The 24,223-nt window shown below is 63.4% G+C and carries 26 protein-coding genes; 14 read left to right on the forward strand and 12 right to left on the reverse strand.

Going from position 1 to position 24,223, the window contains the following annotated elements; all coding sequences use genetic code 11:
* Positions 1-131 precede the first annotated feature (131 nt).
* The 3 genes from NKI61_RS02480 to NKI61_RS02490 are packed head-to-tail and all read right to left on the reverse strand — an operon-like array spanning position 132 to position 4,872.
* Complete coding sequence (locus NKI61_RS02480; protein ID WP_352545754.1) at positions 132-2,957, reverse strand: DUF4159 domain-containing protein; 2,826 nt, start codon at positions 2,955-2,957, stop codon at positions 132-134.
* Positions 2,954-3,868, reverse strand: coding sequence for a DUF58 domain-containing protein (locus tag NKI61_RS02485; protein WP_352838783.1), 915 nt, complete (start codon positions 3,866-3,868; stop codon positions 2,954-2,956). Before NKI61_RS02485 ends, NKI61_RS02480 begins: the two co-directional genes overlap by 4 nt.
* Positions 3,868-4,872: an AAA family ATPase gene (locus NKI61_RS02490; protein ID WP_023670009.1), complete on the reverse strand. Its 1,005-nt coding sequence runs from the start codon at positions 4,870-4,872 to the stop codon at positions 3,868-3,870. Before NKI61_RS02490 ends, NKI61_RS02485 begins: the two co-directional genes overlap by 1 nt.
* A gap of 144 nt (positions 4,873-5,016) precedes the next feature.
* Between NKI61_RS02490 and NKI61_RS02495 the strand changes: the two genes are divergently transcribed.
* From NKI61_RS02495 to NKI61_RS02505, 3 genes are read left to right on the forward strand one after another with little or no spacing between them, the layout of a single operon-like run.
* Positions 5,017-5,646 (forward strand): DUF1285 domain-containing protein, encoded by a 630-nt coding sequence (locus NKI61_RS02495; protein WP_023670010.1) that lies wholly within the window; start codon positions 5,017-5,019, stop codon positions 5,644-5,646.
* Positions 5,646-6,278 carry a CoA pyrophosphatase gene (locus tag NKI61_RS02500; RefSeq protein WP_023683684.1) on the forward strand — a complete coding sequence of 211 codons (633 nt, stop codon included), beginning with the start codon at positions 5,646-5,648 and terminating at the stop codon, positions 6,276-6,278. The genes NKI61_RS02495 and NKI61_RS02500 overlap by 1 nt, the downstream gene beginning before the upstream one ends.
* On the forward strand, positions 6,275-7,546 hold the full coding sequence (locus NKI61_RS02505; RefSeq protein ID WP_352838784.1) for a CCA tRNA nucleotidyltransferase: 1,272 nt from the start codon (positions 6,275-6,277) through the stop codon (positions 7,544-7,546). The genes NKI61_RS02500 and NKI61_RS02505 overlap by 4 nt, the downstream gene beginning before the upstream one ends.
* Before the next feature lie 6 nt (positions 7,547-7,552).
* Here NKI61_RS02505 and NKI61_RS02510 read toward each other — a convergent pair whose 3' ends face one another.
* The 3 genes from NKI61_RS02510 to hemF all read right to left on the reverse strand — a co-directional run bounded on the left by NKI61_RS02510 (position 7,553) and on the right by hemF (position 9,382).
* The gene (locus NKI61_RS02510; RefSeq protein ID WP_352838785.1) at positions 7,553-7,738 is read right to left on the reverse strand and encodes a DUF1059 domain-containing protein; all 186 of its coding nucleotides are present in this window, start codon (positions 7,736-7,738) and stop codon (positions 7,553-7,555) included.
* A 230-nt stretch (positions 7,739-7,968) separates the two neighbouring features.
* Positions 7,969-8,229, reverse strand: a complete 261-nt coding sequence (locus tag NKI61_RS02515) for a DUF1344 domain-containing protein (protein ID WP_023705918.1) — start codon at positions 8,227-8,229, stop codon at positions 7,969-7,971.
* Positions 8,230-8,467: 238 nt separating this feature from the next.
* Positions 8,468-9,382, reverse strand: a complete 915-nt coding sequence (gene hemF / locus NKI61_RS02520; RefSeq protein WP_023695814.1) for an oxygen-dependent coproporphyrinogen oxidase — start codon at positions 9,380-9,382, stop codon at positions 8,468-8,470.
* 275 nt (positions 9,383-9,657) lie between these two features.
* On the opposite strand from hemF, the gene NKI61_RS02525 reads away from it, so the two are divergent.
* A complete protein-coding gene (locus tag NKI61_RS02525; protein ID WP_023683688.1) occupies positions 9,658-9,915 on the forward strand; it encodes a hypothetical protein in 258 nt (85 codons plus the stop codon).
* Here NKI61_RS02525 and soxR read toward each other — a convergent pair.
* The gene (gene soxR / locus NKI61_RS02530; RefSeq protein ID WP_023691595.1) at positions 9,912-10,358 is read right to left on the reverse strand and encodes a redox-sensitive transcriptional activator SoxR; all 447 of its coding nucleotides are present in this window, start codon (positions 10,356-10,358) and stop codon (positions 9,912-9,914) included. The genes NKI61_RS02525 and soxR overlap by 4 nt on opposite strands.
* Positions 10,359-10,504: 146 nt before the next feature.
* Positions 10,505-10,963, reverse strand: a complete 459-nt coding sequence (locus tag NKI61_RS02535; protein WP_023691594.1) for a tRNA (cytidine(34)-2'-O)-methyltransferase — start codon at positions 10,961-10,963, stop codon at positions 10,505-10,507.
* 445 nt (positions 10,964-11,408) lie between these two features.
* Here NKI61_RS02535 and NKI61_RS02540 point away from each other — a divergent pair, with 445 nt between their 5' ends.
* Genes NKI61_RS02540 through NKI61_RS02560 form a run of 5 tightly spaced genes read left to right on the forward strand, consistent with a single transcriptional unit; the run spans position 11,409 to position 16,423 of the window.
* Complete coding sequence (locus tag NKI61_RS02540; protein ID WP_023705916.1) at positions 11,409-11,816, forward strand: hypothetical protein; 408 nt, start codon at positions 11,409-11,411, stop codon at positions 11,814-11,816.
* 27 nt (positions 11,817-11,843) lie between these two features.
* Positions 11,844-13,739, forward strand: coding sequence for an ABC transporter ATP-binding protein (locus NKI61_RS02545; RefSeq protein WP_023705915.1), 1,896 nt, complete (start codon positions 11,844-11,846; stop codon positions 13,737-13,739).
* 10 nt (positions 13,740-13,749) lie between these two features.
* Positions 13,750-15,633: an ABC transporter ATP-binding protein gene (locus NKI61_RS02550; protein ID WP_352838786.1), complete on the forward strand. Its 1,884-nt coding sequence runs from the start codon at positions 13,750-13,752 to the stop codon at positions 15,631-15,633.
* 3 nt (positions 15,634-15,636) lie between these two features.
* On the forward strand, positions 15,637-16,113 hold the full coding sequence (locus tag NKI61_RS02555) for a GNAT family N-acetyltransferase (protein WP_023814988.1): 477 nt from the start codon (positions 15,637-15,639) through the stop codon (positions 16,111-16,113).
* Position 16,114: 1 nt separating this feature from the next.
* Positions 16,115-16,423, forward strand: coding sequence for a DUF6665 family protein (locus tag NKI61_RS02560; protein ID WP_352838787.1), 309 nt, complete (start codon positions 16,115-16,117; stop codon positions 16,421-16,423).
* Between the two features lie 20 nt (positions 16,424-16,443).
* On the opposite strand, the gene NKI61_RS02565 is transcribed toward NKI61_RS02560, so the two are convergent.
* The gene (locus NKI61_RS02565; protein ID WP_023683696.1) at positions 16,444-16,788 is read right to left on the reverse strand and encodes a cupin domain-containing protein; all 345 of its coding nucleotides are present in this window, start codon (positions 16,786-16,788) and stop codon (positions 16,444-16,446) included.
* Positions 16,789-17,102: 314 nt separating this feature from the next.
* Between NKI61_RS02565 and petA the strand changes: the two genes are divergently transcribed.
* From petA to NKI61_RS02590, 5 genes are all read left to right on the forward strand, one after another.
* Positions 17,103-17,663, forward strand: a complete 561-nt coding sequence (gene petA / locus NKI61_RS02570; RefSeq protein ID WP_023670027.1) for a ubiquinol-cytochrome c reductase iron-sulfur subunit — start codon at positions 17,103-17,105, stop codon at positions 17,661-17,663.
* A gap of 16 nt (positions 17,664-17,679) precedes the next feature.
* Positions 17,680-19,023, forward strand: coding sequence for a cytochrome b (locus tag NKI61_RS02575; protein ID WP_023733359.1), 1,344 nt, complete (start codon positions 17,680-17,682; stop codon positions 19,021-19,023).
* Positions 19,024-19,046: 23 nt separating this feature from the next.
* The gene (locus NKI61_RS02580; protein ID WP_023670029.1) at positions 19,047-19,919 is read left to right on the forward strand and encodes a cytochrome c1; all 873 of its coding nucleotides are present in this window, start codon (positions 19,047-19,049) and stop codon (positions 19,917-19,919) included.
* A 188-nt stretch (positions 19,920-20,107) separates the two neighbouring features.
* The gene (locus tag NKI61_RS02585; RefSeq protein ID WP_352838788.1) at positions 20,108-21,253 is read left to right on the forward strand and encodes an alpha-hydroxy acid oxidase; all 1,146 of its coding nucleotides are present in this window, start codon (positions 20,108-20,110) and stop codon (positions 21,251-21,253) included.
* 9 nt (positions 21,254-21,262) lie between these two features.
* On the forward strand, positions 21,263-21,808 hold the full coding sequence (locus NKI61_RS02590) for an adenine phosphoribosyltransferase (protein WP_013529989.1): 546 nt from the start codon (positions 21,263-21,265) through the stop codon (positions 21,806-21,808).
* A 115-nt stretch (positions 21,809-21,923) separates the two neighbouring features.
* On the opposite strand, the gene NKI61_RS02595 is transcribed toward NKI61_RS02590, so the two are convergent.
* From NKI61_RS02595 to corA, 3 genes are all read right to left on the reverse strand, one after another.
* On the reverse strand, positions 21,924-22,388 hold the full coding sequence (locus tag NKI61_RS02595; RefSeq protein WP_023744290.1) for a MaoC family dehydratase: 465 nt from the start codon (positions 22,386-22,388) through the stop codon (positions 21,924-21,926).
* The gene (locus tag NKI61_RS02600; protein ID WP_023670033.1) at positions 22,385-22,846 is read right to left on the reverse strand and encodes a MaoC family dehydratase; all 462 of its coding nucleotides are present in this window, start codon (positions 22,844-22,846) and stop codon (positions 22,385-22,387) included. The genes NKI61_RS02595 and NKI61_RS02600 overlap by 4 nt, the downstream gene beginning before the upstream one ends.
* A 78-nt stretch (positions 22,847-22,924) precedes the next feature.
* Positions 22,925-23,899, reverse strand: coding sequence for a magnesium/cobalt transporter CorA (gene corA, locus NKI61_RS02605; RefSeq protein ID WP_023695808.1), 975 nt, complete (start codon positions 23,897-23,899; stop codon positions 22,925-22,927).
* Positions 23,900-24,223 lie beyond the last annotated feature (324 nt).

The following is a 24,223-nucleotide window of genomic DNA, read 5'->3' on the forward strand; positions in this document are numbered from 1 at the left end:
CTGCACCCCCACCCCGGCTCACTGTCTTCGCTTCGCTGCGACAGCGAGCCAACCCTCCCCAAAAGGGGGAGGGTGAGGCTGCGCCGCCGGCGCCAGACAGGATCGAGACGAAATTAGCCAATACTGCCATCCTACTGCCCCAGCCGTTCGAGCAGGATCGGCACGTGCACCTGGTCGGATTTGTAGTTGCCGGTCAGCATGTACATCATGATGTTGACGCCGGCGCGCAGCGCATAGATGCGCTGCATCGGATCCGATGGCACGGTCGGCAAAAGCGGGTCACCATTCTCGTCGACGGCCCAGGCGCCGGCAAAATCATTGGCGGTGATCAGGATCGGCGAGACGCCGTCGCCGACGCGTACCGGCCGATTCTCGGCATTGCTGGCCTCGAGCGAGGCTTCCACCCAGAGCGGGCTGCCGGAGAAGCGGCCGGGAAATTCGGGCAGGATGAAGAAGGATTTGGTCAGCACATGGTCGGCGGGCACCGGCTCCAGCGGCGGCACGTTGAGATTGCCGAGAATGTCGCGCAACCGTTCCGTCGCCGGGCTCGCCGAATCCGCACCGATGCCGTTGGCGAACTGGTCGCGCGTGTCGAACAGCACCGTGCCGCCCTGCTGCATATAGGCGTCGATGCGGGCGATCGCGGCTTGGCTCGGCATCGGCGCGGAGGGATCGATCGGCCAGTAGATCAGCGGATAGAAAGAAAGCTCGTCCTTCGAGATATCGACGCCCGCCGGCGCGCCCGGCTCGAGCGCGGTCTTCTCGATCAGGAAGCGGGTCAAGCCTTCGAGCCCTGCGCGGCTGATCGAATCGTCACCGGGCACACCGGTCAGCACATAGGCGATGCGGGTCTTGGCAATGTCCTCGATAGCGGCGGCATCGCCGGGCTTGGCGTCGTCGGCGCGGGCGAGGTCGGCATGGCCAAACAGCATGCCGAGGCCAAGCAGCAGCGCAGCCGTCGTTGCCGCGGCCGATCGGGCGCGGCGCGGTCGGCGCGACATCAGCCCGCCCATCCAGAACACCGCCAGCGTGTCGAGCAGCATAAGCACAAGTGCCGCTGTGACCAGCGATCCCTTGAGGTCGCGCGATTCATCGAAAGCGTACTGGATATTGGTCACCGGCACTGTGAATTGCGGGCGCACCAGCGGCGCGAAGGCGGTGGCCGGGTCGAGCAGATTGTGGGCGAAAACGCCGGTTTCCGAGCCGTAGAGGCCGGGCGGGTTCTCGAACGTCACCGGCAGCGAGCCGGCGCCGGGGACCAGCGGTCGCGCGTCCGGCGTCGGCGGCACCAAAGTGCCGTCGGCGGCTATCATGCGATAAGGCGCCAGCGACGTAGCAGCGGCTTCGGCGTTGGCGACCGCCGCACCCTGGTTGCGCGACAGCTGCACAATGCGCCGCAGCATCTCGACGAAGCTGCCGGAGATCGGCAGCGTCGACCATGTCGCTTCCGGGGTGATGTGGAACAGAACCAGCGTGCCCTTGCCCTTCTTCAACCCGGTCACCAGCGGGGTGCCATCGGCAAGGGTTGCCCAGGTGCGTTCGACGATGTCCGGCGTCGGTTCGGCCAACACCTGCCGGCTCACCGTGACCTCGGCCGGCGGTGCGAGGTCGGCGAACGGGCCGTTCTTCGGGAATTCGGTCACCGCTTGCGGCGTCGTCCATGACAGCGCGCCGCCAAGCGAGCGCTCGCCGGTGCGCAGCCTGACCGGCAACAGATCATCGTCATTGCCGGCGGCGGCCAGCCGCGAACCGGCAAAGCGCACCAGCGTGCCGCCATTGTCGACCCAGTCGACCAGCCGCTGATGGACCTGCGGCGGAATGGTACCGATATCGGCCATGACGATCATCGCCGGCTTCTGGTCGAGAAGCTGCGGGATGGCGTCGGCGAGATCGACGCTCGACGGTTCGACCAGATCGGCGAAAGGCTGCAGCGCCCGCCTGATGTAATAGAGCGGCGAAAGAAGCGGCTGCGCCTGGTCGGCCTCGGCCTGCGACAGCAATCCGACGCGTCGGCGCTTGGAGCTTTCGTCGAGCACGCGCACCGCACCTGCCTGGCGTTCGCCGTCGAGCGCGATCGAGGCGAAGTCGTTGCGCAGTTCGAACGGCACCGCCATCGTGCCGGTGGCGGTGGTCTCACCCGGCGCGAAGGTCAGCGTCGCGTCGGCGATGCGGCGGCCCTTGTCGTCGAAGGCGCCGGCGGTGACTTGTGCCGGCGCCGGGTCGCCGGGCGCGCGGATGGCGGTCAGGGCGAAGCCGTCGACCTCGTTCTCGGCGCCGGTGAGCCCAGTCAGCGCCAGCCGGTCGGAATCGGCCCAGACGACACGGGCGGCGTTTTTCGACAGCAGTGTGTTGAAGGCGGCCTCGTCGCCCTTTGCCGCAAGGCCGTCGGCGAGAACGGCAACGCTGGCGCCGGGCAAGGTTTCCAGCACGCCGGCGACGCGGGCATAGACAGCGGGTCGGTCGGTCGGAATCGGCCTCGGCTTGGCGGCGCGCAGCCGGTCAAGGGCAGCCGCCGCATCGAAGGGGCCGATCTCGGCGTTCGGCTTTTCGGCGGTGAAGGCGATGACGACCGGTACGCCGTTCGAACCGGCATCGGCGATCAGCCGCTGGGCGGTGGCGACGCGCTTGCCCCAGTCGGCGGCACTCGCCCAGTCATTGTCGATGACGAGCGCCAGGGCGGCGCCCTCGGCCGGCAATTTTTCGCGCGGATTGAAAACGGGTTCGGCTAATGCCGCGACGACAAGGGCTGCCATCAACAGCCGCAGCAGCGTCAGCCACCACGGGCTCTGCTGCGGCGTTTCCTCGCGCTTCACCACGCGAGCGAGGATCTTCAGCGGCGGAAACATTTCGGACTGCGGCTTGGGCGGTGTGAGCCTGAGCAGCCACCAGATCACCGGCAGCGCCAGCAGGCCCCACAACACCATGGGAGCGCCAAAGGAGAGCGGCAGCCAGCTCATGCGCCGGCCCTTCCCACGAATGCGCCATCGGCGGTCATCGCCATGTGGATGCGCACCAGCGCCTCGGAAGCGAGACGGTCGGTGTGGTTGACGGTATAGCTCCAGCCGAGGCGCTTGCACCAGCTGGCCATCTCCTGGCGGCGGGCGGTGTAGAGCAGGCGGTATTCGTCGCCGAGCATTTCGGCGCGGCCGGCGGTCAACTTGTCGCCGGTCTCGGGATCGGTGAATTCGGTGCGGCCGGCATAGGGAAAGGTCTCCTCCGCCGGATCGGCAACCTCGATCAGATGCGCACGCACGCCATGCTGCGCCAGCACATCGAGCCATTCCATGGTCTCCTCGACCGGGTCGAGGAAATCGCTCACGACGACGATGTCGCAGAAGCGGCGGATGGCGGACAGGTCAGGCTTTGCCGGCGGGTCGGCGGCGTGCATCAATTGCGCCGCGATGCGCTCGGCGCCGTTGCGGGCGGTGAACGGATCGGTCAGGCCGGGCCATGCGATGCGCTCGCCGCTGCGCGACAAAAGTTCGGCCATGGCCAGCGCCAGCACCAGCGCGCGCGATTCCTTGGAAACGCTGGCGCCAGTCGATTTGTAGAGCATGGAGGGCGAGGGGTCGGCCCAAAGCCACACCGTGTGGGCTGCTTCCCATTCGCGGTCGCGCACATAGGTGTGGTCGTCCCGGGCCGAACGGCGCCAGTCGATGCGCGAGGAATCGCCTTCGACATAGGGGCGGAACTGCCAGAAATTCTCGCCGATGCCGCGCTTGCGGCGGCCATGCCAGCCGGCAATTACCGTATTGACGATACGGCGTGCCTCGACCAGCAGGTCCGGCACCAGCGAAGCCCGCAACCGTCCCCTGGCGAGCGCGTCGCGCGTCGCTGCCGGTGCCTGGACTTCGCCGATACGCGCCATCAGATTCCTTTGGCCAGTTTCGCTACCACGTCGCGCACGGTCGTGCCCTCGGCGCGGGCGGCAAAGGTCAGCGCCATGCGGTGCTGCAGCACCGGTTCGGCCAGCGCGCGGATGTCGTCCACCGACGGCGCCAGCCGCCCGTCATAAAGCGCGCGCGCACGGGCGCACAGCGTCAGCGCCTGGCTGGCGCGCGGGCCGGGACCCCAGGCGACATGCTTGTCGGTCTCGGCATTGCCCTGGCCGGGACGCGCCGAACGCACCAGTTTGAGGATGGCGTCGACGACGCTTTCGGGCACCGGCATACGGCGGATCAGCGTCTGGATTTCCCTCAGCCGCGCCGGTTGCAGCACGTTTTGCGCCTTGGCGTCCTCGATGCCGGTGGTCTCCAGCAGAATGCGCCGCTCGGCCTCGATTTCGGGGTAAAGGATGTCGACCTGCATCAGAAAGCGGTCGAGTTGCGCTTCGGGGAGGGGATAGGTGCCTTCCTGCTCCAGCGGGTTTTGCGTCGCCAGTACATGGAAGGGCGCGGGCAGGTCGTGGCGAATGCCGGCGATGGTGACGTGATATTCCTGCATTGCCTGCAGCAGCGCCGACTGGGTGCGCGGCGAGGCGCGGTTGATCTCGTCGGCCATCAGCAATTGCGCGAAGATCGGGCCGGAGATGAAGCGGAAGGAGCGCTTGCCGGCCTCGTCCTGTTCCATCACCTCTGAGCCGAGAATGTCCGACGGCATCAGGTCGGGTGTGAACTGGATGCGGCGCGAATCGAGGCCGAGCACGACACCGAGCGTTTCGACCAGCTTGGTCTTGGCAAGGCCGGGCACGCCGACCAGCAGCGCATGGCCGCCGGCAAGCAGCGCCACCAGCGTGCGCTCGACCACCACTTCCTGGCCGAAAATGACACGGCCGACGCCGTCGCGCACCCTGGAAATATCGGCCAGCGCCGTCTCGGCCTGGGCGATCATGTCCTTTTCGCTGATTGGGCTTTCCTTGACCATTACGCTCATGCCGCATCGATCCTTGTGCTGGAAGTACCGGCTTGCACTGTAGTGCCTTAGAATGCCGCGATTCGGCTTCGCCTGGCGCCTACGAATGAATTTAAATCACAGACTTAGGCTGACAAGCGGAACAACAGTGACTATTTCGTGACCATGACGGAACGCTCCGAACATCGCGAACACAGCCTTGCTGCCGCAACCGAGGCGCGCGGTCTCGAAGCGTTGATCTCGCGTGCGGCTCGCGCCGGCAAGGGCGCGGCGCCGGTGGAGCGCTGGAATCCCGACTTTTGCGGCGATCTAGACATGGAGATCAAACAGGACGGAACGTGGTTCTATCTCGGCACGCCGATCGGCCGCATGCCGCTGGTGCAGCTGTTTTCCAGCGTGCTGCGCAAGGACGAGGATGGCAGGACCTATCTGGTGACGCCGGTCGAACGGGTCGGCATCCGCGTCGTGGACGCGCCTTTCATCGCGGTTGAAATGGATGTTTCCGGCGCCGGCGCCGAGCAGACCATCACTTTCCGCACCAATGTCGGCGATGTCGTCGAGGCCGGACCTGGCCATCCGCTGCGCTTCGTCGACGAGAACGAGACCGGCGGCCTGAAGCCCTATGTGCTGGTGCGCGGGAGGCTGGAAGCGCTGGTGGCGCGGCCGGTGATGTACGAACTGGTCGAGCATGGCGAGGAGATCGATATCGGCGGCAAGACGATGTTTGCCGTGCGCTCGAAAGGCGAAATCTATCCGATCATGCCGGCGGAAAAACTGAAGCGGCTGAGCGCATGATGGATCAGGTGAGGCCGCCGCCGTTTTCCACAGCGGATTTTCGCGCGCGGGTCGCCGCGCAAGCTGAAGCCCATGCCGGCGACGATTATGGCGATCATCGCTTCAACCCCGGCCATCCACGGTTGACGCAGCTCAAAGCGCTGCGCGACGCCGCGGTGCTGATCCCGGTCGTCGATCATGGACGCGATGCGACCGTGCTTTTGACCAAGCGGGCGGAAAAACTGCGCAGCCATTCCGGGCAGGTGGCTTTTCCCGGCGGCACCATTGATCCCACCGATGCGACCCCGGAAGCAGCGGCCTTGCGCGAGACCTTCGAGGAGATCGGCCTCGGCCATGACCGCATCGAGATCATCGGCCGCATGCCCGATTATGTCGCCGGCAGCGGCTATCGCATCGCGCCGGTGCTGGCGATCGTCGAGCCCGGTTTTACGCTGTCGCTCAATTCCGACGAGGTCGACGCCGCCTTCGAAGTGCCGCTTTCGTTCCTGATGGATCCGGCCAACCACACCAGGGACAGCCGCATGTGGAACGACCTGGAATGGTTCTTCTACGATATGCCCTATGGCGGCCAGCGCATCTGGGGCGTCACCGCCGGCATCATCCGCACGCTCTATGAAAGGCTCTATGCTTGAGTGATCCGATATCGCTGGCGGGCAGAGCCGACTGGCTGGGTGAAAAGCATCTGCAGCGGCTGCTTGCCGTGCTGGCGCAGGGCGGCGAGGAAGCCCGCATCGCGGGCGGCGCGGTGCGCAATGCGCTGATTGGGCAGCTGGTCGCCGATATCGACGTTGCTACCACTTGCCTGCCCGAGGAAACCGTTCGCCGCGCCGAGGCGGCGGGCTTCAAGGCGGTGCCGACCGGCATCGAGCACGGCACGATCACGGTGATTGCCGGCGGCGCGCCCTATGAGGTCACCACGCTGCGCGCCGACATCGAGACCGATGGCCGCCGCGCCAAAGTGTCGTTCGGCCGCGACTGGAAGGCCGACGCCGAACGGCGCGATTTCACCATCAACGCGCTCTATGCGGAGGCTGACGGGACGGTCGTGGACCTGGTCGGCGGCGTCGGCGATATCGAGGCACGAAGGCTGCGCTTCATTGGCGATGCCGAGCAGCGGATCCGCGAAGACTATCTGCGCATCCTGCGTTTCTTCCGCTTTTTCGCCTGGTATGGCGAGGGTCGGCCCGATGCCGAGGGATTGAAGGCCTGCGCCCGGCTCAAGGACGGTCTCGCCCATCTCTCGGCCGAACGCATCTGGTCCGAGCTGAAGAAGTTGTTATCGGCCCCAGATCCGTCGCGCGCCTTGCTGTGGATGCGCCAGGCCGGCGTGCTCACCAGCGCCCTGCCGGAAAGCGAGAAATGGGGCATCGATGCCATTCATGAGCTGACCAAGACAGAAAAGGATCTGGGCTGGGCGCCGGACCCGCTGCTCAGGCTGGAGGCGATCGTGCCGCCCGATGCGGAGAGGATGAAGACACTGGCCAAGCGGCTGAAACTTTCGACCACTGAGGCGGAGCGCCTGCGCCACTGGGCGCTGACGGCTGCCGTCGAGCCCAAGACAAGCGAAGCGGAACTGGCCAAGAAACTCTATTCCGGGGAGCGCCAGGGTTTTCTCGATCGCCTGCGGCTGTCGCTGGCGTCGGCGCGAGCGCGGGCTCTCGAGGACAATGACGCGCTGGTTCAGGCCGGCGGGTTTTCGCGCCTGCTCGCTTTTGCGCTGAAATGGGAAAAACCGGTGTTCCCAGTCAAGGGCGGCGATCTGACGGCGCTTGGCGCGTCGCCGGGGCCAATACTCGGTGCGATCCTGAAAAACCTGGAAAAGGAATGGATCGGGTCCGGCTTTGCGCTCGATCGCGACGCGCTGCTGGAGCGCGCCGCGGAAGCCTTGAAGGCCAGATAGGACTGCTCAGGCCGCGTCGCGAATTTTCTCGATGCGCGAGCGGATCGCCTCGATCATCGTCTCGCGAATGACCGTTTCGCCATGTGTCTCGCGCATATGGTCGACGGCGCGGCGCATGACCTCGGCTTCCTCACCGGCACGCGTGTGCCACTCACAGCCGGGAACCAGCGAGCCGCAATGGAATTCCTTCATGGGATTTTCTCCTTTCCTCCTTGGAGCCTGTGCCTCTCATGGGCACACGAAGCTCCGCCATCTCTGTTCCGCGCCCTGTCACAGCAGTCGGTTTCGGGGGCACGCACGGGGGAGCTAGCATAACACGGTTCGACCATTTTGGTTGCCGTGGTGCGAAAAAGGCGGAGCAGCGCTGCTCCGCCTCTCTTGTCAGGCTAAGCCAAAGGCGAGACCGTTCGGTCTTGTCCCGGTCACTTCACGATCTTGACGGACTCGGCAACCTTGTTCTTGCCGCTCATGTCCCAGGAAACGCGGACCTTTTCGCCGGCCTTCAGGCCAGGATCCTTGAAGGTCTTGGGCAGCGTAAAGGTCGATCCATCGTCCAGAACGAGGCTCATGGCCGTGCCATCATAGGTCTTGACCGTGCCCGTGGTGTGCTTGACCGCGGCAGAGGCAATCGAGCCGGAAGCGAGAAGGGCAGCGGCGGCTGCCGAAACAATGAGCTTTCGCATGTAATACTCCTGGAAATGCGGGCATCCGTTTGGAAAATGCTCCGCCTTGTTCAGGGCCGTCCGGTAGCGTCGTGTCGCGGTTCGGGACTGAACCGCCGGCGCTTCCCGGCCCGAAACGACAAATAGTCGTTTTATTTCAATCGCCTATTAGACGAAAAAGATAATGGCGATGCCACATTGGCTGCCCAGATTCGGCGAATGGGACGTCAATGCGGCTCACGTTTCGCTCACCGATTTTTTACGGCCACCTGACCTCCGGCGGCAGGCTGGACAGGATCGAAGCGACATTGCCGCCGGTCTTCAGGCCGAAGATGGTGCCGCGATCGTGAAGAAGGTTGAATTCGACGTAACGGCCGCGGCGAATGAGCTGCTCGTCGCGGTCGTCGTCGGTCCAGTTCTCGTTGAAATGGGCGCGAACCAGGTGTCCGTAGACGACAAGGAAAGAACGCCCGACATCCTGGACGAAGTTCAAATCGGCATTCCAGCCGCCTTTCTCCTCCCCCGAATGCAGCCAGTCGAAAAAGATGCCGCCGACGCCGCGCGGCTCGTGGCGGTGCGGCAGATAGAAATACTCGTCGCACCAGGCCTTGAATTTGGGGTGGTCGGCGATCGCAGCGTTCTTCTCGCAGGCGAACTGCATGGCTCGATGGAAGGCGACCGTGTCGGGGTGATCTTCCGTGCGGTTGCGGTCGAGCACCGGCGTCAGATCGGCGCCGCCGCCAAACCAGTGGCGCGACGTCACGACCATGCGGGTGTTCATGTGCACGGCCGGCACGTTGGGGTTCCAGGGATGCGCGATCAACGAAATGCCTGATGCCCAGAAGCTCGGGTCTTCCTCGGCGCCGGGCATCTGCTTCCTGAATTCGGGCGAGAATTCGCCATAGACGGTCGAAGTATGGACGCCGACCTTCTCGAAGACGCGGCCGCGCATCATCGCCATGGCGCCGCCGCCGCCCTTTCCATTGTCGCGTTCCCACGGCGTCTTCTCGAAGCTGCCGGGCGACCATTCGGCCAGTGGTCCCTGCAGTTCCTGTTCGATCTGCTCGAAGGTTGTGCAAATGCGCTCGCGCAGCGTCTCGAACCAGAGCCTAGCCTTCATTTTCTTCTGTTCGATGTCGGGTGGCAGGCCTGCCGGTATTTCTGGTCGTTCCAAAATGCTGTCTCCGGTCGCGGCCGACAAAGGACCTAGTGGAGTGAATTTGACATTTGCACACAGCGTGGCGCAGGGCACGATGCAAATGTCAAATTCGAAAACTCCACCAGAAACATAAACTTGCTAGTGGTCCTTGTGATTCCAACATTCGCAACGGCGCCTGGGGATTAGGGAGGCGAATGTTGGAATCGGACCACTAGCCTTTTCCGGGCGCGATCCCTAATCTCTTAGGGGCAAGGGTCAAGTGTCATCTGGTTCGGCCCAGGAGTTCTTTCATGCGCACGCCGGCAAGACCGCCGCTGCATGGCCTGAAGAAAAGGCTCGATCGTTCACGCGCCGAGCGCGAGCGCATGCCGCGTGACGGGTTTTTGCGCGAGACCTTCGTCCTGCCGCGCCCGGATGCGCGGCTCAAGGCCAAGGAATGGTTCGAGCGTTTTCCCAAGCAGGCCTACTGGACCGAGATCGAAAGCTGGTTCGAGCGGCCGGGCGACGTAATCGAATTCACCATACGGCGGCTGCCCGCGGCGGATTAGGATTCCACAAGCAGTCGCCTTGCGCCCGGCCCTTGCGCACTCAAGCGATCTTCCCTGTTTCGCAGCGGGCATTTGTCGATCGACATGCAGCCGCAGCCGATGCAGTCGGTAAGGCCGTCGCGCAGCTTCTTTAGCTGAGTGATCTTGCGATCGAGGTCGTCGCGCCAGCCGGTCGACAACAGGTTCCAGTCCTCGCGCGTCGGGGTACGGCCTTCTGGCAGCGATTCAAGTGCGGCGCCGATCTCGGCCAGCGAGATGCCGACCTCCTGGGCGATCCGGATGATCGCCACCCGCCGCAGCACGTCGCGGCCATAGCGCCGCTGGTTGCCCGACGTGCGGTGGCTGCGGATCAGCCCGCGCGCCTCGTAGAAATGCAGCGCCGACACCGCCACGCCGCTGCGCATGGCCAACTGGCCGACCGTCAATTCCTTTACCGGAGCCATCTCGATTTTCCGCTTGACCTCAACTTAAGTTGAGCTTGTAGCCAGGAAATGTCGATAGGGCAATTGAGGAGAAGGCGATGTGCGCCTGGGTGAGAATGATGCAAGACGCAAGGGCCGTTGGCGATGACGACAACGCGTTGAAGGTTCTAGCCGAGTTGCCGGATGGCTTCACCGGCGACCATGGCGACGGACAGCGCGACGTTGATGCTGCGCGTGCCCGGCTGCATCGGGATCGTCAGCCGCGTATCCGCCGCCTGATGGACAGGATCCGGCACGCCGGCGGATTCGCGGCCGAACAGCAGGATGTCGCCTTGGGCGAAGCTGAAGCCCGTATAGGGGGTCGCGGCTTTGGTGGTGAGCAGCACCAGCCGGCAGGCTTGGCCCTTGCGCCAATCCTCGAAGGCGTTCCAGTCGACATGCCGGGTCAGGGCAGCCATTTCGAGGTAGTCCATCCCGGCGCGCTTGAGCGCTTTGTCGGAGAGCGGAAAGCCGGCTGGTTCGATAATGTCGACGCCAAGGCCGAGGCAGGCGGCGAAGCGCAGGATTGTTCCGGTGTTGCCGGCGATGTCAGGCTGGTAGAGGGCGATGCGGAGACGGTGGTTCATTTCCGCGTCTTTCTAATAAGTGGCAGATCGGCCACAGCGGGTGGCTGGTTTTGGAAATTGCTGGACCTGCGGGTGGCCATTTTCTGCGAAGTCGATTATACCGCACGCATTGTCAACCCGAACCGATGGAGGGGTATTTCATGATGACCATGCACATCCAGCGCCCCTCCCGTGGGCTTACCTGCCTGCTGGCGGTTTCGGTACGACGATTTACCTGATCTCTTAGATCTGATCGCACCGATTCCCGCCGAACCCAATTTTCGGCTCTCGAAGGAATCCTGCGATGTTTTTCAAACGGTCAAAGGGGCCAAGCGCCCCAGCTGAGCATGTCGCGACCGAGGCCTATCCTCGTGTCCCGACGGATGCAATCCGTGCCTCCGGCCGAAGGCCGGCGCACGACATTGCTTCGCCTTTTTATGTCTATTTTCACACGGAGGACGGACCGATGTTCGATCCCTATAAGATACCTGGTTCAAGAAGCCTGCACGAACGCAAGACGGCGACCTGGGCGTTGCTAGTCGGCGAGACCTATTCGTCGGCGGTTCATGCCGAGACGCGCCGGCGTCCGCATCGCGGCATGTTGCCGGATGTCGATTTCTCGCGTGCGGTTCCCGACCACAGCCGGCCGTCGCTGGTGCGCCGGATCATCCGGCTGATCCGGCCGGGCGCGAAAAACCGGACTGGCGGCGGCGTGCCGTCAGCTCAGTCGAAGGCTTCTGTCGGTGAAAAGCCCGCAAGTCCCTATATTGCGCGAAGCAGGACCGATGGCCCGGGTGATTCCGGGCCGTCAGTCCCCGCCGACGTACGGTCTGGGGACGCGGAGCGCCCCGGGGATTTTTCCCGCGCCGCATGAGCGGACAACAGTTTTGTGAGCATCACTATGTTTAGCTGGTTTGAAAGAAGGCTCGATCCGTTCCCCGCAGCGGAACCGGTCGAGCCGCCGAAGACGCTGGTTGCCTTCTGCGTGCATTATACGCGCGGCGCCTGGCCATACATCATCGTCGACGCGGTGCTGGTGACGGCGATTGCCATCGCGGAAGTGTGGATGTTCGGCTTCATGGGCCACATCGTCGACTGGCTGTCCGGGCAGAACCGCGAAACCTTCCTGCAGACCGAGAGCTGGAAGCTTGCCGGCATGGCCTTCGTCGTGCTGTTCGCGCTGCCGGGTACGGTATGGCTGCATTCTTTGCTCAACCAGCAGACGCTGATGGGCAACTACCCCATGCGCATCCGATGGCAGGTGCATCGTTATCTCTTGAAGCAGTCGATGAGCTTCTACCAGGACGAATTTGCCGGCCGCATCGCCACCAAGCTGATGCAGACGGCACTCGCCGTGCGCGAATGCGTCATCAAGGTGATCGAGGTGCTCAATTACGTCATCGTCTATTTCCTCGGCATGCTGTTCATCGTCGGCTCGGCCGACTTGCGGCTGGCGGCACCTCTCGGCGTCTGGCTGCTCGGCTATATCGGGTTGTTGCGCTATATCATCCCGAAGCTGGGCAAGGTCGGCGAGGCGCAGGCCAATGCGCGCTCGACGATGACCGGCCGCGTCGTCGACAGCTACACCAACATCCAGACGGTCAAGTTGTTTTCCCATGCACGGCGCGAAGCAACGTTCGCCAAAGAAGGCATGGCAGGCTTCCTCGACACGGTCTACCGGTCGATGCGGCTGGTGACGGTGCTTTACGGGCTGCTCTATATCCTCAACGCGCTGCTCCTGTTTTCGGTGACGGCGCTGGCGCTGTGGCTGTGGCTCGGCCAGGCGGTGACGATCGGCGCCGTCGCCGTGGTCATCGGCCTCGTGCTCCGTATGTGGGGCATGTCGCAGTGGATCATGTGGGAAATGTCGAGCCTGTTCGAGAACATCGGCACGGTGCAAGACGGCATCGCCTCGATCTCGCTGCCGCGCCTGGTCGAAGACCGGCCGGGGGCGAAGGACATTGCCGTCACCAAGGGCGAGATCCGCTTCGACGACATTCGTTTCCACTATGGCAAGCAGAAGGGCGTCATCGAGAACCTGTCGCTGACGGTGAAGCCCGGCGAGAAAGTCGGCATTGTCGGGCGCTCGGGTGCGGGCAAGTCGACGCTGGTCAATCTCCTGTTGCGGTTCTACGACCTCGAGAACGGCCGGATCCTGATCGACGGCCAGGAGATCGCTTCGGTGACGCAGGATTCGCTGCGCGCGCAGATCGGCATGGTGACGCAGGACACTTCGCTGCTGCATCGTTCGGTGCGCGACAACATCCTTTACGGGCGGCCCGATGCGACGGAGGAAATGCTTGTCGAGGCAGCCGGGCGGGCCGAGGCGCTGGAGTTTATCGGCAGGCTTTCGGATCACACCGGACGTAAAGGGCTCGATGCTCATGTCGGCGACCGCGGCGTCAAATTGTCCGGCGGCCAGCGGCAACGCATCGCCATTGCTCGCGTTATGTTGAAGGACGCACCGATACTTATCCTTGACGAAGCGACGTCGGCGCTGGATTCCGAAGCCGAGGCCGCCATCCAGGAGAATCTCTACAAGCTCATGCAAGGCAAGACCGTCATCGCCATTGCGCACCGGCTGTCGACCATCGCGGCGATGGACAGGCTCGTCGTCCTCGACAAGGGCCGTGTCATCGAGGAAGGGTCGCACGAGGAACTCGTTGCCAGCGGCGGGCTCTACGCGCAGCTCTGGCAGCGCCAGTCGGGCGGGTTCCTGCTCGACGACGGTCCGGTCGATGCCGCCAATGACGCCGTTGCCAACGACATCGGCGTGAAGGGTGAAGCCGCAGAGTGATGACGTCAGCATGATGACAGCCGTCTATCGCTGGTTCGAGGACTGGGTCTATCCGTTCAGGGAGCCGGCGGACCTTCGGCCACCGCCAAGCGTCGGCGGCTTCCTCTGGCACTATGTCGGCCAGGCGAAGTTCGCCTTCTTCGCCATGCTGGTCATCGGCGGCATCGCGCCGCTGATCGAGGCCGGGCTGTTCTACTTCGTCGGGCGGCTGGTCGATATTCTCGACCAGCTTCCCGGTGAGCGCAGCTGGCACGCGCTGTGGGCCGCCGCCGGGCCTGAGCTTGTTTTCATGATCGTCGTGGTGGCGGTCATCCGCACCGTCGTCGTCGGCCTGTCGGCGCTGGTCAACGAACAGACGATCACGCCGGGCTTCTACAATCTGGTGCGCTGGCAGGCGCACCGGCATGTGTCGCGGCAGTCCTACACCTTCTTCCAGAACGATTTCGCCGGCCGTATCGCGACAAAAGTCTGGCAGGCCGGGCAGGCGACCGGCGACCTGATGGAGAGCTTCATCGAGGTCATCTGGTTCATGCTCATCTATACGGTGACGACCTTGGCGCTGGTCGCCGGGCTGGATCTGCGCCTGGCCGTGCTGGTGGTGATCTGGATCCTCGCTTTCGCCTGGCTGGCCAAGCTCTATCTGCCCTCGATCCGCAGGCATGCCGAGGCCACGGCCGAAGCGGGCTCGATGATCAATGGGCGCATCATCGATTCCTATTCCAACGTGCAGACGCTGAAGCTGTTCTCGGCCGACGGCGACGACCGCTACATCAAGAACGGCTTCGACATCTATCTCGATGCACTACGGCCCTTCACCCGCCGGCTGACCGGCGTGCGAATGGCGCTGACGACGCTGTCGGGCATCATGATCACCGCGATTGGCTGCTTTGCCGTCTATCTCTGGGTCGAAGGGTCGATCACCGTCGGCGCCGTCGCTTTCACGCTGTCCCTGGTGCTGCGGCTCAACATGCTGCTCGGGCGGGTGATGATGCAGCTCAACGGCATTTTGCGAAACCTCGGCGTGCTGGAGAACTCCAAGGCGCTGATCTCGCAGCCGCTTGGCCTTGTCGATGCGCCGGATGCGAAAGAGCTTGTCGTCGCCGGAGGCCGCATCGAGGTGAAGAATGTCGAGTTCCACTACGGCAAGGGTTTTGGCGTGCTGAATGGCATCGACCTTGTGGTCAAGCCTGGCGAGAAGGTCGGGCTGGTCGGGCCGTCGGGCGCGGGCAAGACGACGCTCGCCAACCTCATCTTGCGCCTCTACGACCTCGAGAGCGGCAAAATCCTGATCGACGGGCAAGGCGTCGCCGAGGTGACGCAGAACTCGCTGCGCGCCAATATCGGTGTGGTCAGCCAGGACACGGCGCTGTTCCACCGCTCGCTGCGCGACAACATCAAGCTCGGCATGCCGGACGCGACCGAGGCCGAGGTGATCGCGGCGGCGAAGAAGGCCGAGGCGCACGAGTTCATATTGGGCCTGCGCGACAACCGGGACCATACCGGCTACGAGGCTTTTGTCGGCGAGCGCGGCGTGAAACTGTCGGGCGGCCAGCGCCAGCGCGTCGCGATCGCCCGCGTCTTCCTCAAGGATGCGCCGATCCTGATCCTCGACGAGGCGACCTCGGCGCTCGATTCCGACATCGAGGCGGCGATCCAGGAGAATCTGGCCAGGCTGATGGAGAACAAGACGGTCATCGCCATAGCACACCGGCTGTCGACCATCGCCGCGCTCGACCGTCTTGTGGTGCTGGACGGAGGCCGCATCGTCGAACAGGGCACGCATGACGACTTGGTGGCGCTCGACGGGCTCTATGCGCGGCTGTGGAAGCGGCAGTCCGGCGGCTTCCTCTACCACGAGGAAAGCGTGCTGGAAGAGACACGGCCGGCGGAGTAGGGCATGGCAGTGTCGCCTGATGTCGGCTACGTCCTCAAGCGGCTGCGGCCAACCGCGCCGGCCTTCGACGCGCTGAAGGAGGAGAGCCGGCTGGAGGGCTACTGGATGCTGGTGCGGCTGGCGGATGGCTGGGCAGGCGGCTGCAATAAGTTCCTGAAACGAGGCGAGGCGCTGTTTGGCGCATGGCATGGCCGAGAACTCGCTGGTGTGTGCGGGTTGAACATCGATCCTTATTTCGAAGGCAGGGACCACGGCCGGGTCAGGCACCTGTTCGTCAGCGCGCGTCATCGCCGCAGCGGCGTTGGCCGCATGCTGGTCGAGACCGTCATTGACAGGGCACGTCAGCATTTTGCCGTGCTGAACACCCGCGCGCCACAAGGAGCCTTTGGGTTCTATGAACGGCTTGGCTTCCAGCCGGTGGTGGGCGAAGAATTCGTCACGCACCGCATGATGCTCTCTCAAGACAGAAAAGGAGGCTGAGATGTCACTGCGTCCGCCATCCCTAGGCGCCTCGGCTGCCGAAGCCGCGTTCGAGGCCCTCGGCCATGAGATACTGGCTGAAAAGGCCGCAGCGCTCGGCCGGGCCGGCCAACGGGTCGAGGAAACGCTGGCCAAGCTCCGTCAGAACAACGACGACGAGGAGCAGCGACCGCGGCTGCTCAAGGAGGCTGCCGCAGCGGTGCACGCCTATTTCATCCAGCGTGAACTCTGCGGCCTGCGCCGGCATGGGTCGGTCATCCGCGAATACGATATCCCAAGGGCCGTGCTGGTCAGACTCGGTGCAAGCTAGAGGTCACCAGCCGGCAACAATCATTCCAGCCATTCGGTGATGAAGCTGCCGTTTTCGTGGATGTCGGTCGTTTCGAGCGGGCCTGGGCCAAGATTGGTGAATTTGTGCGGCGTATCGGGCGGCACGATCAGGATCTGGCCGGCCGTGGCCTCGATCTGCTGGTCGCCGATCGTGAACAGGCCGGTGCCTTGCCGGATGATGAAGATTTCACAATAGGGATGCGTGTGCAGGCGCGGGCCGCCGCCAATCTCTTCCTGATAGTTGAAAATCAGGCAGGAGTTGGAGTCGTAGGCGCCGCATTGCAGTTCGCCCTGCCAGCGGCCGGGCGTCCTGGTCCAGGTCTCGCGGTCGATAATATGTGCCATGCCGGCGAGACTAGATCACGGCAACCTGTCCTGTCGAGACAGGCGGGGAGCCTCCGATTTGGTGATATTTCCCTGTTGTTTAGCCGCCTTTGCCGACCTTTGGGCATCTGGCCAACTGACGCGCTGTTCTGTCCCCGCGACAATCTGCCCTTGTGGCTTCAGCCCGCTGGACAAAAACGGGCTTCACGCATAAACCGAAATCCAAATGCCGGAGGAATTCGCTAGCTTGTTCGCCATGCGCTGTCGGACCGGCGCGATGGAGCGGGGACAAAGCTCGGCCGCCGGCTCGGAAGAGGCGAAAGGATCAGGCACCCGTGAGCGCAACCGACACCCAGGATCCCAACCGTCGTGATTTTCTCTACGTCGCCACCGGCATGGCCGCAGTGGTTGGCGCAGGCGCCGTTGCCTGGCCCTTCATCGACCAGATGCGCCCCGATGCCTCGACGCTGGCGCTGGCCTCGGTCGAGGTCGATGTCGCCTCGCTGACGCCTGGCATGTCGCTGATCGTCAAATGGCGCGGCAAGCCGGTCGTGGTGCGCAATCGCACCGAGCAGGAGATGAAGGACGGCGAGGCCGTGAACCTTGCCGATCTCAAGGATCCTATTGCCCGCAACGCCAATCTGCCCGCCGATGCGCCGGCGACCGACGCCAACCGCACCACGCCCGGCAAGGAAGCCTGGATGGTGATGGTGCAGGTCTGCACGCATCTGGGGTGCATTCCGCTTGGCCAGGAAGGCGATTTCGGCGGCTGGTTCTGCCCGTGCCACGGTTCGGTGTACGATACCGCCGGCCGCATCCGCAAAGGCCCGGCGCCGGAAAACATGGCCGTGCCGGTATTCAAGTTCATTTCCGATACCAAAATCCTTATCGGATGAGGCAGGGGATATTTCGATGAGCGAGGGACACTCGACCTATACGCCCAAGACCGGTATCGAACGCTGGTTCGACGCCCGCATGCCGCTGCCGCGCATGCTCTATGACAGCTTCATCGCTTATCCGGTGCCGCGCAACCTCAACTATGCGTGGACCTTCGGCGGCATCCTCACGATCATGCTGGTGGCGCAGATCCTGACCGGTATCGTGCTCGCCATGCACTATACCGCCGACACCAATCTCGCCTTCAATTCGGTCGAGAAGATCATGCGCGACGTCAATTCCGGTTGGCTGTTGCGCTACATGCATTCCAACGGCGCCTCGTTCTTCTTCGTCGCCGTCTACATCCACATCTTCCGCGGGCTTTATTACGGCTCCTACAAGGCGCCGCGCGAGCTGCTGTGGATCCTCGGCTGCATCATCTATCTGCTGATGATGGCGACCGGCTTCATGGGCTATGTGCTGCCCTGGGGTCAGATGAGCTTCTGGGGCGCCACCGTCATCACCGGCTTCTTCAGCGCCATTCCGCTGGTCGGAAACTGGATCCAGGAACTGCTGCTCGGCGGTTTCGCCGTCGACAACCCGACGCTCAACCGCTTCTTTGCGCTGCACTATTTGCTGCCGTTCATGATTGCCGGCGTCGTCGTGCTGCACGTCTGGGCGCTGCACGTGGTCGGCCAGTCGAACCCGACCGGCATCGAGGTGAAATCGAAGACCGACACCGTTGCCTTTACGCCCTATGCGACCATCAAGGATGCATTCGGCATGATCGTGTTCCTGTTCTTCTTCGCCTATTTCGTCTTCTACCTGCCGAACTTTCTCGGCCATCCGGACAATTACACGATCGCCAACCCGCTGAAGACGCCGGCCCACATCGTGCCGGAATGGTACTTCCTGCCGTTCTACGCGATCCTGCGCGCGATCACCTTCAACATCGGGCCGATCAACTCCAAGCTCGGTGGCGTGCTGTGCATGTTCGGCGCCATCGTCATGCTGTTCCTGGTGCCGTGGCTCGACACCTCCAAGGTGCGCTCGGCGGTCTACCGGCCCTGGTACAAGCTGTTCTTCTGGCTGTTCGTCGCAGACGCTGTCCTGCTTGGCTGGCTTGGCTCGCAGCCGGCGGAAGGCGGCGGTCTGTTGACCCTCCTGATAGGTGAGGTCTCGGGCAACTACGTTGGCTACGCTCAAGCGGCGACACTGTTCTACTTCGCCTTCTTCCTCGTCATCCTGCCGGTGCTTGGCCTGATCGAGACGCCACGCAGACTGCCGAATTCGATCACCGAGGCGGTGCTGGAGAAGAACAAGGGTGCCGGAGGGGGACATCCGGCCGGTGCGACCGCGGCGCCGGAAACCAAAGGCTGAGTGAGAATCTAAGGGGATTTGGCATGAAAAAGATTCTCACCTCGCTCGCCCTGCTAGGCGTGTTTGCCGCTGGCATCGGAGCCGTCGGCAGTGTGGCGATCGCCGCTGAAGAGGCGCACAACGCGGCGGCACCGACGCATTTCCCGATCCACGAGCCGAAGGAGATGGACTGGACTTTTGCCGGTCCGTTCGGCACCTACGACAAGGCGCAGCTGCAGCGTGGCTTGAAGGTCTACAAGGAAGTCTGCTCGGCCTGCCACTCGATGAATCTGGTGGCGTTCCGCACGCTGGAGGACCTCGGCTATTCGGAAGCGCAGATCAAGTCGCTGTCGGCCGAGTACACCATCCATGATGGACCCAACGATGCCGGCGACATGTTCGACCGGCCGGGCAAGCCGTCAGACCATTTCCCGGCGCCGTTCGCCAATGAGGAGGCGGCTGCCGCTTCTAACGGCGGCGCTGCCCCACCGGATATGTCGCTGCTGGCCAAGGCGCGCGGCGTCGAGCGCGGCTTCCCGCGCTTCGTCTTCGACATCTTCACGCAATATGCGCAGGGCGGCCCGGACTACATCCATTCGCTGCTGACAGGCTACGACGAGACGCCACCTGCCGGCATGGTGATCCCCGAAGGCACCCACTACAATCCATACTTCATGTCCGGCGTGTCGCTGAAGATGCCCAAGCCGCTGTCCGACGGCCAGGTCACCTATGATGACGGTTCGCCGCAGACGATCGACCAGTATTCGCGCGACGTCTCGGCGTTCCTGATGTGGGCGGCCGAGCCGCATATGGAAGACCGCAAGAAGACCGGCTTCCGCGTGCTGGTGTTTCTGCTTCTGTTCGGGGCGCTGATGTATCTGACCAAGCGCAAGGTGTGGGAAGGCGTGGCCCACTAAGCCGCGTCTTATTCCTCGGAAATGGAAAGGGCGTCTTCGGACGCCCTTTTTGCTTGCCAAACCGGACATGGTTCGCATCTTGGCGCAGCCAGCCGTCCAGTGAGAAAGTCCGTTGGCACGGCGCCATGCGATTGGTATTGCACGCGCGCCCGGCGGATAGCCGGCTAGAGGGGCATTTGGGATCGACGATGCGGCTACGCGACTGTCACAACTTTTCCGATTTCCGGCGCATGGCCCAGCGGCGGTTGCCGGGGCCAATCTTCAACTACATCGATGGCGCGGCCGACGACGAGGTCACCTATCGCCGCAACACCGAGAGTTTCGAGCGCTGCGACCTCGTTCCCAGCGTGCTGCGCGGGGTAAGCGAGATCGACATGTCGGTGACGGTGATGGGCCAGAAGCTGGCCATGCCCGTCTATTGCTCGCCGACCGCCTTGCAGCGGCTGTTCCATCATCAAGGCGAGCGCGCGGTGGCCAAGGCTTCGGCCAAATTCGGCACTATGTTTGGCGTGTCCTCGCTCGGCACCGTCAGTCTTGAGGAAGCGCGCAAGATCAGCAGCAGCCCGCAGGTCTACCAGTTCTATTTCCACCGGGATCGCGGCCTCAACCGGGCGATGATGCAGCGGGCGAAAGCGGTTGGCGTCGAAGTGATGATGCTGACCGTCGACAGCATCACCGGAGGCAACCGCGAGCGCGACAAGCGCACCGGCTTTGCCATCCCCTTCAAGCTCAACCTTTCCGGCATGCTGCAGTTCGCGCTGAAGCCGGGCTGGGCGATCAACTATTTCACCCATGAGGGGTTCAAGCTGCCGCAGCTCGACGAGCATGTCGACATGGGCGGCGGCACGATGTCGATCAGCCGCTACTTCACCGAGATGCTCGATCCGTCGATGACCTGGGACGATGTTGCCGAGATGGTCAGACTGTGGGGAGGTCCGTTCTGTCTCAAGGGCGTCATGTCGGTGGAGGATGCCAAGCGCGCCGTCGAGATCGGCTGCAGCGGCATTGTGCTGTCCAACCATGGCGGCCGGCAGCTGGACGGCTCGCGGGCGGCGTTCGACCAACTGGCCGAGATCGTCGATGCCGTCGGCGACAGAATTGACGTCATCATGGATGGCGGCGTGCAGCGCGGCACCCATGTGCTGAAGGCGCTGTCGCTCGGCGCCAAGGCTGTTGGCGTCGGCCGCTATTATCTGTTCCCGCTGGCGGCGGCCGGCCAGCCGGGCGTAGAGCGGGCGCTGGAGCAGATGCGGGTCGAGATCGAGCGCGGCATGAAGCTGATGGGCTGCAGTTCGATCGAACAATTGTCGCGCAACAACCTCCGTTTCAGGTAATCTCGACCCATGAAATCCTCGCTCGAAGACACGCTGCTCGCCGCGATCCGCACCATTCCGGACTACCCCAAGCCCGGCATCCTGTTTCGCGACATCACCACTTTGCTCGGCAATGCGCGCGCCTTCCGCCGCGCCATCGACGAGCTGGTGCATCCCTATGCCGGCCAGAAGATCGACAAGATCGCCGGCATCGAGGCGCGTGGCTTCATCCTCGGCGGTGCGGTCGCGCACCAGCTTTCGGCCGGCTTCGTGCCGATCCGCAAGAAGGGCAAGCTGCCTTACGAGACGGTACGCGTCGCCTACAGCCTGGAATACGGGCTGGACGAGATGGAGATGCACAAGGACGGCGTTGCGCCGGGCGAGAAGGTGATCCTGGTCGACGACCTGATCGCGACCGGCGGCACGGCGGAGGCGGCGGTCAAGTTGCTGAGGCAGATCGGCGCCGATATTCTTGCCGCGTGCTTCGTCATCGACCTGCCGGATCTCGGCGGACGGGCGAAGCTCGAAGCGCTGGGCGTGCCGGTGCGGACGTTGATCGGGTTTGAGGGGCATTAGGGAGTAGGGAGTAGGGAGTAGGGAGTAGGGAGTAGGGAGTAGGGAGGGAAGCTCCGCATTCCGTGCAAGGCGCAGCACCCACTGCTGCCTAATCCCTACTGCCTAAACCCTAGCCCTACCCAGCCTTCACCAGCACCGCGCTGTCGAACTCCAGCACCTTGTCGCCCGTAGAATCGAATCCTTCCGAGCGCAGCGCGAGCAGCCGCCAGCCGGGGCGATTGGCGAGCGGGCGGTGGGACAGGGCCGTGCGCATGAAGGTGACGGTTTCTCCGGCATAGACCGGCTTTGGCCATTTCAGGTTCCTGAAGCCGGGGGAGGGGCCGAATTCTGGTACCGGGCCGGGTCCGGTCCATTGAGAAGCGTCCATAGGATTTTTGAGATTGAGCTTCATCCAGGTGGCCGCGGTGTGCCAGCCTGAGGCGCAGAGGCGGCCGAACACGCTTTTCTTTGCCGCCTCCTCGTCGACATGAAAGACCTGTGGATCGTATTTGCAGGCGAACGCCTTGATCGCCTCGGCTTCGAATGTGTGCGAACCGAGGTTGATGGTATCGCCGATGCGGAAGAACGCGTCGAGGCTCATGCGCCGGCCTCGCGGGTCAAGAACATGACAGTGTTCTCAAGTTCGAAGACGCTTTCACCGCGCTGGTTGAACAGTTCGCTGCGCAAGGTGACGAGGCCGAGCTGAGGCCTGGATTTCGACAGGCGCCTGGCAAGCACGCTGGTGCTGCCGGCCAGCGTGTCGCCGGCCAGCACCGGCTTCTTCCATTTGACCTGGTCTATGCCGGGCGCGCCTTGCGCGGTCGAGTCGAGCAGGAAGGCGTCGCACAGCATGCGCATGAAGATCGCGCAGGTGTGCCAGCCGGAGGCGGCTAAGCCGCCAAGGATGCTGGCCTTGCCGGCGGCTTCGTCGAGATGCATCGGCTGCGGGTCGAATTCGGTGGCGAATTCGATGATTTCGGCCGCACTCACCTGCTTGGCGCCGAGGTCGATCGATGCGCCCTCGGTGAAATCCTCGTAGGCCCAGCTTTTTGCGGTCATGATCCCAATCCGGTTGTACGATCACCGGGCATCCGGATGCCGTCCGGGCGGCGTTTGGTCAAGCGAATTCTATTGGGCCTACAACCAGCCGCGGCGGCGGAAATACCAGAACGGCAGGATCGCCGACAGGATCATCAGGCCGATGGCGAAGGGATAGCCGAGCTCCCATTTCAGCTCCGGGATGACGTCGAAATTCATGCCGTAGATCGAAGCTACCAGCGTCGGCGGCAGGAAGATGACGGCGGCGACCGAGAAGATCTTGATTATGGCGTTCTGCTCGATCGAGATCATGCCGAGCGTCGCGTCGAGCAGGAACGAGATCTTCTGCGACAGGAAGGTGGCGTGGTCGGCGAGCGACAGCACGTCGCGCGATACTGTCTTGATGCGGGCGCGGACGTCCTTGCTCATCTTGATCTGGGTCGCGACATGGGCAAGGAAGCCGGTGAGGCGCTGCAGCGAGATAAGGCTGTCGCGGATCGAGGAGGCAATGTCCTCCTTGCGGCCGATGGCCTTGAGCAGTTCCTGGAAGTCGCGATTGCGCTTGTTCACCTTGGTCGACCGCGCTTCGAAGATATCGCGCGAGATCGTCTCGATGTCACGGCCGGCGCGTTCGAGAATATCGGCTAGGCGATCGACGATCGCCTCCAGCAGGCCGATCAGGATGGTGTTGCCGGTGGTGCAGCCTGTCGCCACCTTCTCGGCGCGCAGGGGAAAGGTCTTGAACGCCTTCGGCTCATGATAACGGATGGTGACCAGTCTCGGGCCGGCAAGCACAAAGGTAACCGGTGACATCAAGGGATCATCGATTTCGGTCTGCGCTGGCAAGGTGGCGGTCATGAAGTAGGCGCCGTCCTCGATGTAGAGGCGGCTCGAAATCTCGATCTCCTCCATCTCCTCGCGCGTCGGGATGGCAACGCCGAGCCAGGTCTCGATCGCTGTTTCTTCTTCCTTGGTCGGGTTGAGAAGGTCGGCCCAGACGACGTGATCGCCATTGGCCACGAGATCGTCGGCGGGGCGCAGGCGGTCATTGTCGACGACGAAGGCCTTGATCATCGTCGGTCTCCCTTGGCGGATTAAAGGGTGCGTTCAGATTGACGCGTCGTGTCAGATTGCACGGCTCTTCGCCGCGTGAGCCGACCGTGCGCCCGCCGCTTAGACTTGTGAGGTGACAAAATCAAGACAGGCGACCGAATGGCAGGACGGGCTCCGGCCGCTTGAAAACCCTTGTCGAGGGGCTGATACCGTTGCCGCTGTTGGACCTGGTCTATCTCCCCCAAGCTCGTCGTGGTACAGCCGACCCAAAAGGTAGTGTGCTGAGAGTTCTGCAAATTCGCTGAGAGGGGGCGGTCATGGCAGGCTGGTGATTGTTCACGTCAC

It is taken from the genome of Mesorhizobium sp. M0514, assembly GCF_040321145.1.
Taxonomy (GTDB): Bacteria; Pseudomonadota; Alphaproteobacteria; order Rhizobiales; family Rhizobiaceae; genus Mesorhizobium.

Excerpts from the sequence above, each read along its gene's own strand:
- NKI61_RS02480 (WP_352545754.1), bottom strand. The coding sequence starts at position 2,957 with ATGAGCTGGCTGCCGCTCTCCTTTGGCGCTCCCATGGTGTTGTGGGGC.
- NKI61_RS02485 (WP_352838783.1), bottom strand. The coding sequence starts at position 3,868 with ATGGCGCGTATCGGCGAAGTCCAGGCACCGGCAGCGACGCGCGACGCG.
- NKI61_RS02490 (WP_023670009.1), bottom strand. The coding sequence starts at position 4,872 with ATGAGCGTAATGGTCAAGGAAAGCCCAATCAGCGAAAAGGACATGATC.
- NKI61_RS02495 (WP_023670010.1), top strand. The coding sequence starts at position 5,017 with ATGACGGAACGCTCCGAACATCGCGAACACAGCCTTGCTGCCGCAACC.
- NKI61_RS02500 (WP_023683684.1), top strand. The coding sequence starts at position 5,646 with ATGGATCAGGTGAGGCCGCCGCCGTTTTCCACAGCGGATTTTCGCGCG.
- NKI61_RS02510 (WP_352838785.1), bottom strand. The coding sequence starts at position 7,738 with ATGAAGGAATTCCATTGCGGCTCGCTGGTTCCCGGCTGTGAGTGGCAC.
- NKI61_RS02515 (WP_023705918.1), bottom strand. The coding sequence starts at position 8,229 with ATGCGAAAGCTCATTGTTTCGGCAGCCGCCGCTGCCCTTCTCGCTTCC.
- NKI61_RS02525 (WP_023683688.1), top strand. The coding sequence starts at position 9,658 with ATGCGCACGCCGGCAAGACCGCCGCTGCATGGCCTGAAGAAAAGGCTC.
- soxR (WP_023691595.1), bottom strand. The coding sequence starts at position 10,358 with ATGGCTCCGGTAAAGGAATTGACGGTCGGCCAGTTGGCCATGCGCAGC.
- NKI61_RS02535 (WP_023691594.1), bottom strand. The coding sequence starts at position 10,963 with ATGAACCACCGTCTCCGCATCGCCCTCTACCAGCCTGACATCGCCGGC.
- NKI61_RS02540 (WP_023705916.1), top strand. The coding sequence starts at position 11,409 with ATGTTCGATCCCTATAAGATACCTGGTTCAAGAAGCCTGCACGAACGC.
- NKI61_RS02545 (WP_023705915.1), top strand. The coding sequence starts at position 11,844 with ATGTTTAGCTGGTTTGAAAGAAGGCTCGATCCGTTCCCCGCAGCGGAA.
- NKI61_RS02550 (WP_352838786.1), top strand. The coding sequence starts at position 13,750 with ATGATGACAGCCGTCTATCGCTGGTTCGAGGACTGGGTCTATCCGTTC.
- NKI61_RS02555 (WP_023814988.1), top strand. The coding sequence starts at position 15,637 with ATGGCAGTGTCGCCTGATGTCGGCTACGTCCTCAAGCGGCTGCGGCCA.
- NKI61_RS02560 (WP_352838787.1), top strand. The coding sequence starts at position 16,115 with ATGTCACTGCGTCCGCCATCCCTAGGCGCCTCGGCTGCCGAAGCCGCG.
- NKI61_RS02565 (WP_023683696.1), bottom strand. The coding sequence starts at position 16,788 with ATGGCACATATTATCGACCGCGAGACCTGGACCAGGACGCCCGGCCGC.
- NKI61_RS02575 (WP_023733359.1), top strand. The coding sequence starts at position 17,680 with ATGAGCGAGGGACACTCGACCTATACGCCCAAGACCGGTATCGAACGC.
- NKI61_RS02580 (WP_023670029.1), top strand. The coding sequence starts at position 19,047 with ATGAAAAAGATTCTCACCTCGCTCGCCCTGCTAGGCGTGTTTGCCGCT.
- NKI61_RS02585 (WP_352838788.1), top strand. The coding sequence starts at position 20,108 with ATGCGGCTACGCGACTGTCACAACTTTTCCGATTTCCGGCGCATGGCC.
- NKI61_RS02590 (WP_013529989.1), top strand. The coding sequence starts at position 21,263 with ATGAAATCCTCGCTCGAAGACACGCTGCTCGCCGCGATCCGCACCATT.
- NKI61_RS02595 (WP_023744290.1), bottom strand. The coding sequence starts at position 22,388 with ATGAGCCTCGACGCGTTCTTCCGCATCGGCGATACCATCAACCTCGGT.
- NKI61_RS02600 (WP_023670033.1), bottom strand. The coding sequence starts at position 22,846 with ATGACCGCAAAAAGCTGGGCCTACGAGGATTTCACCGAGGGCGCATCG.
- corA (WP_023695808.1), bottom strand. The coding sequence starts at position 23,899 with ATGATCAAGGCCTTCGTCGTCGACAATGACCGCCTGCGCCCCGCCGAC.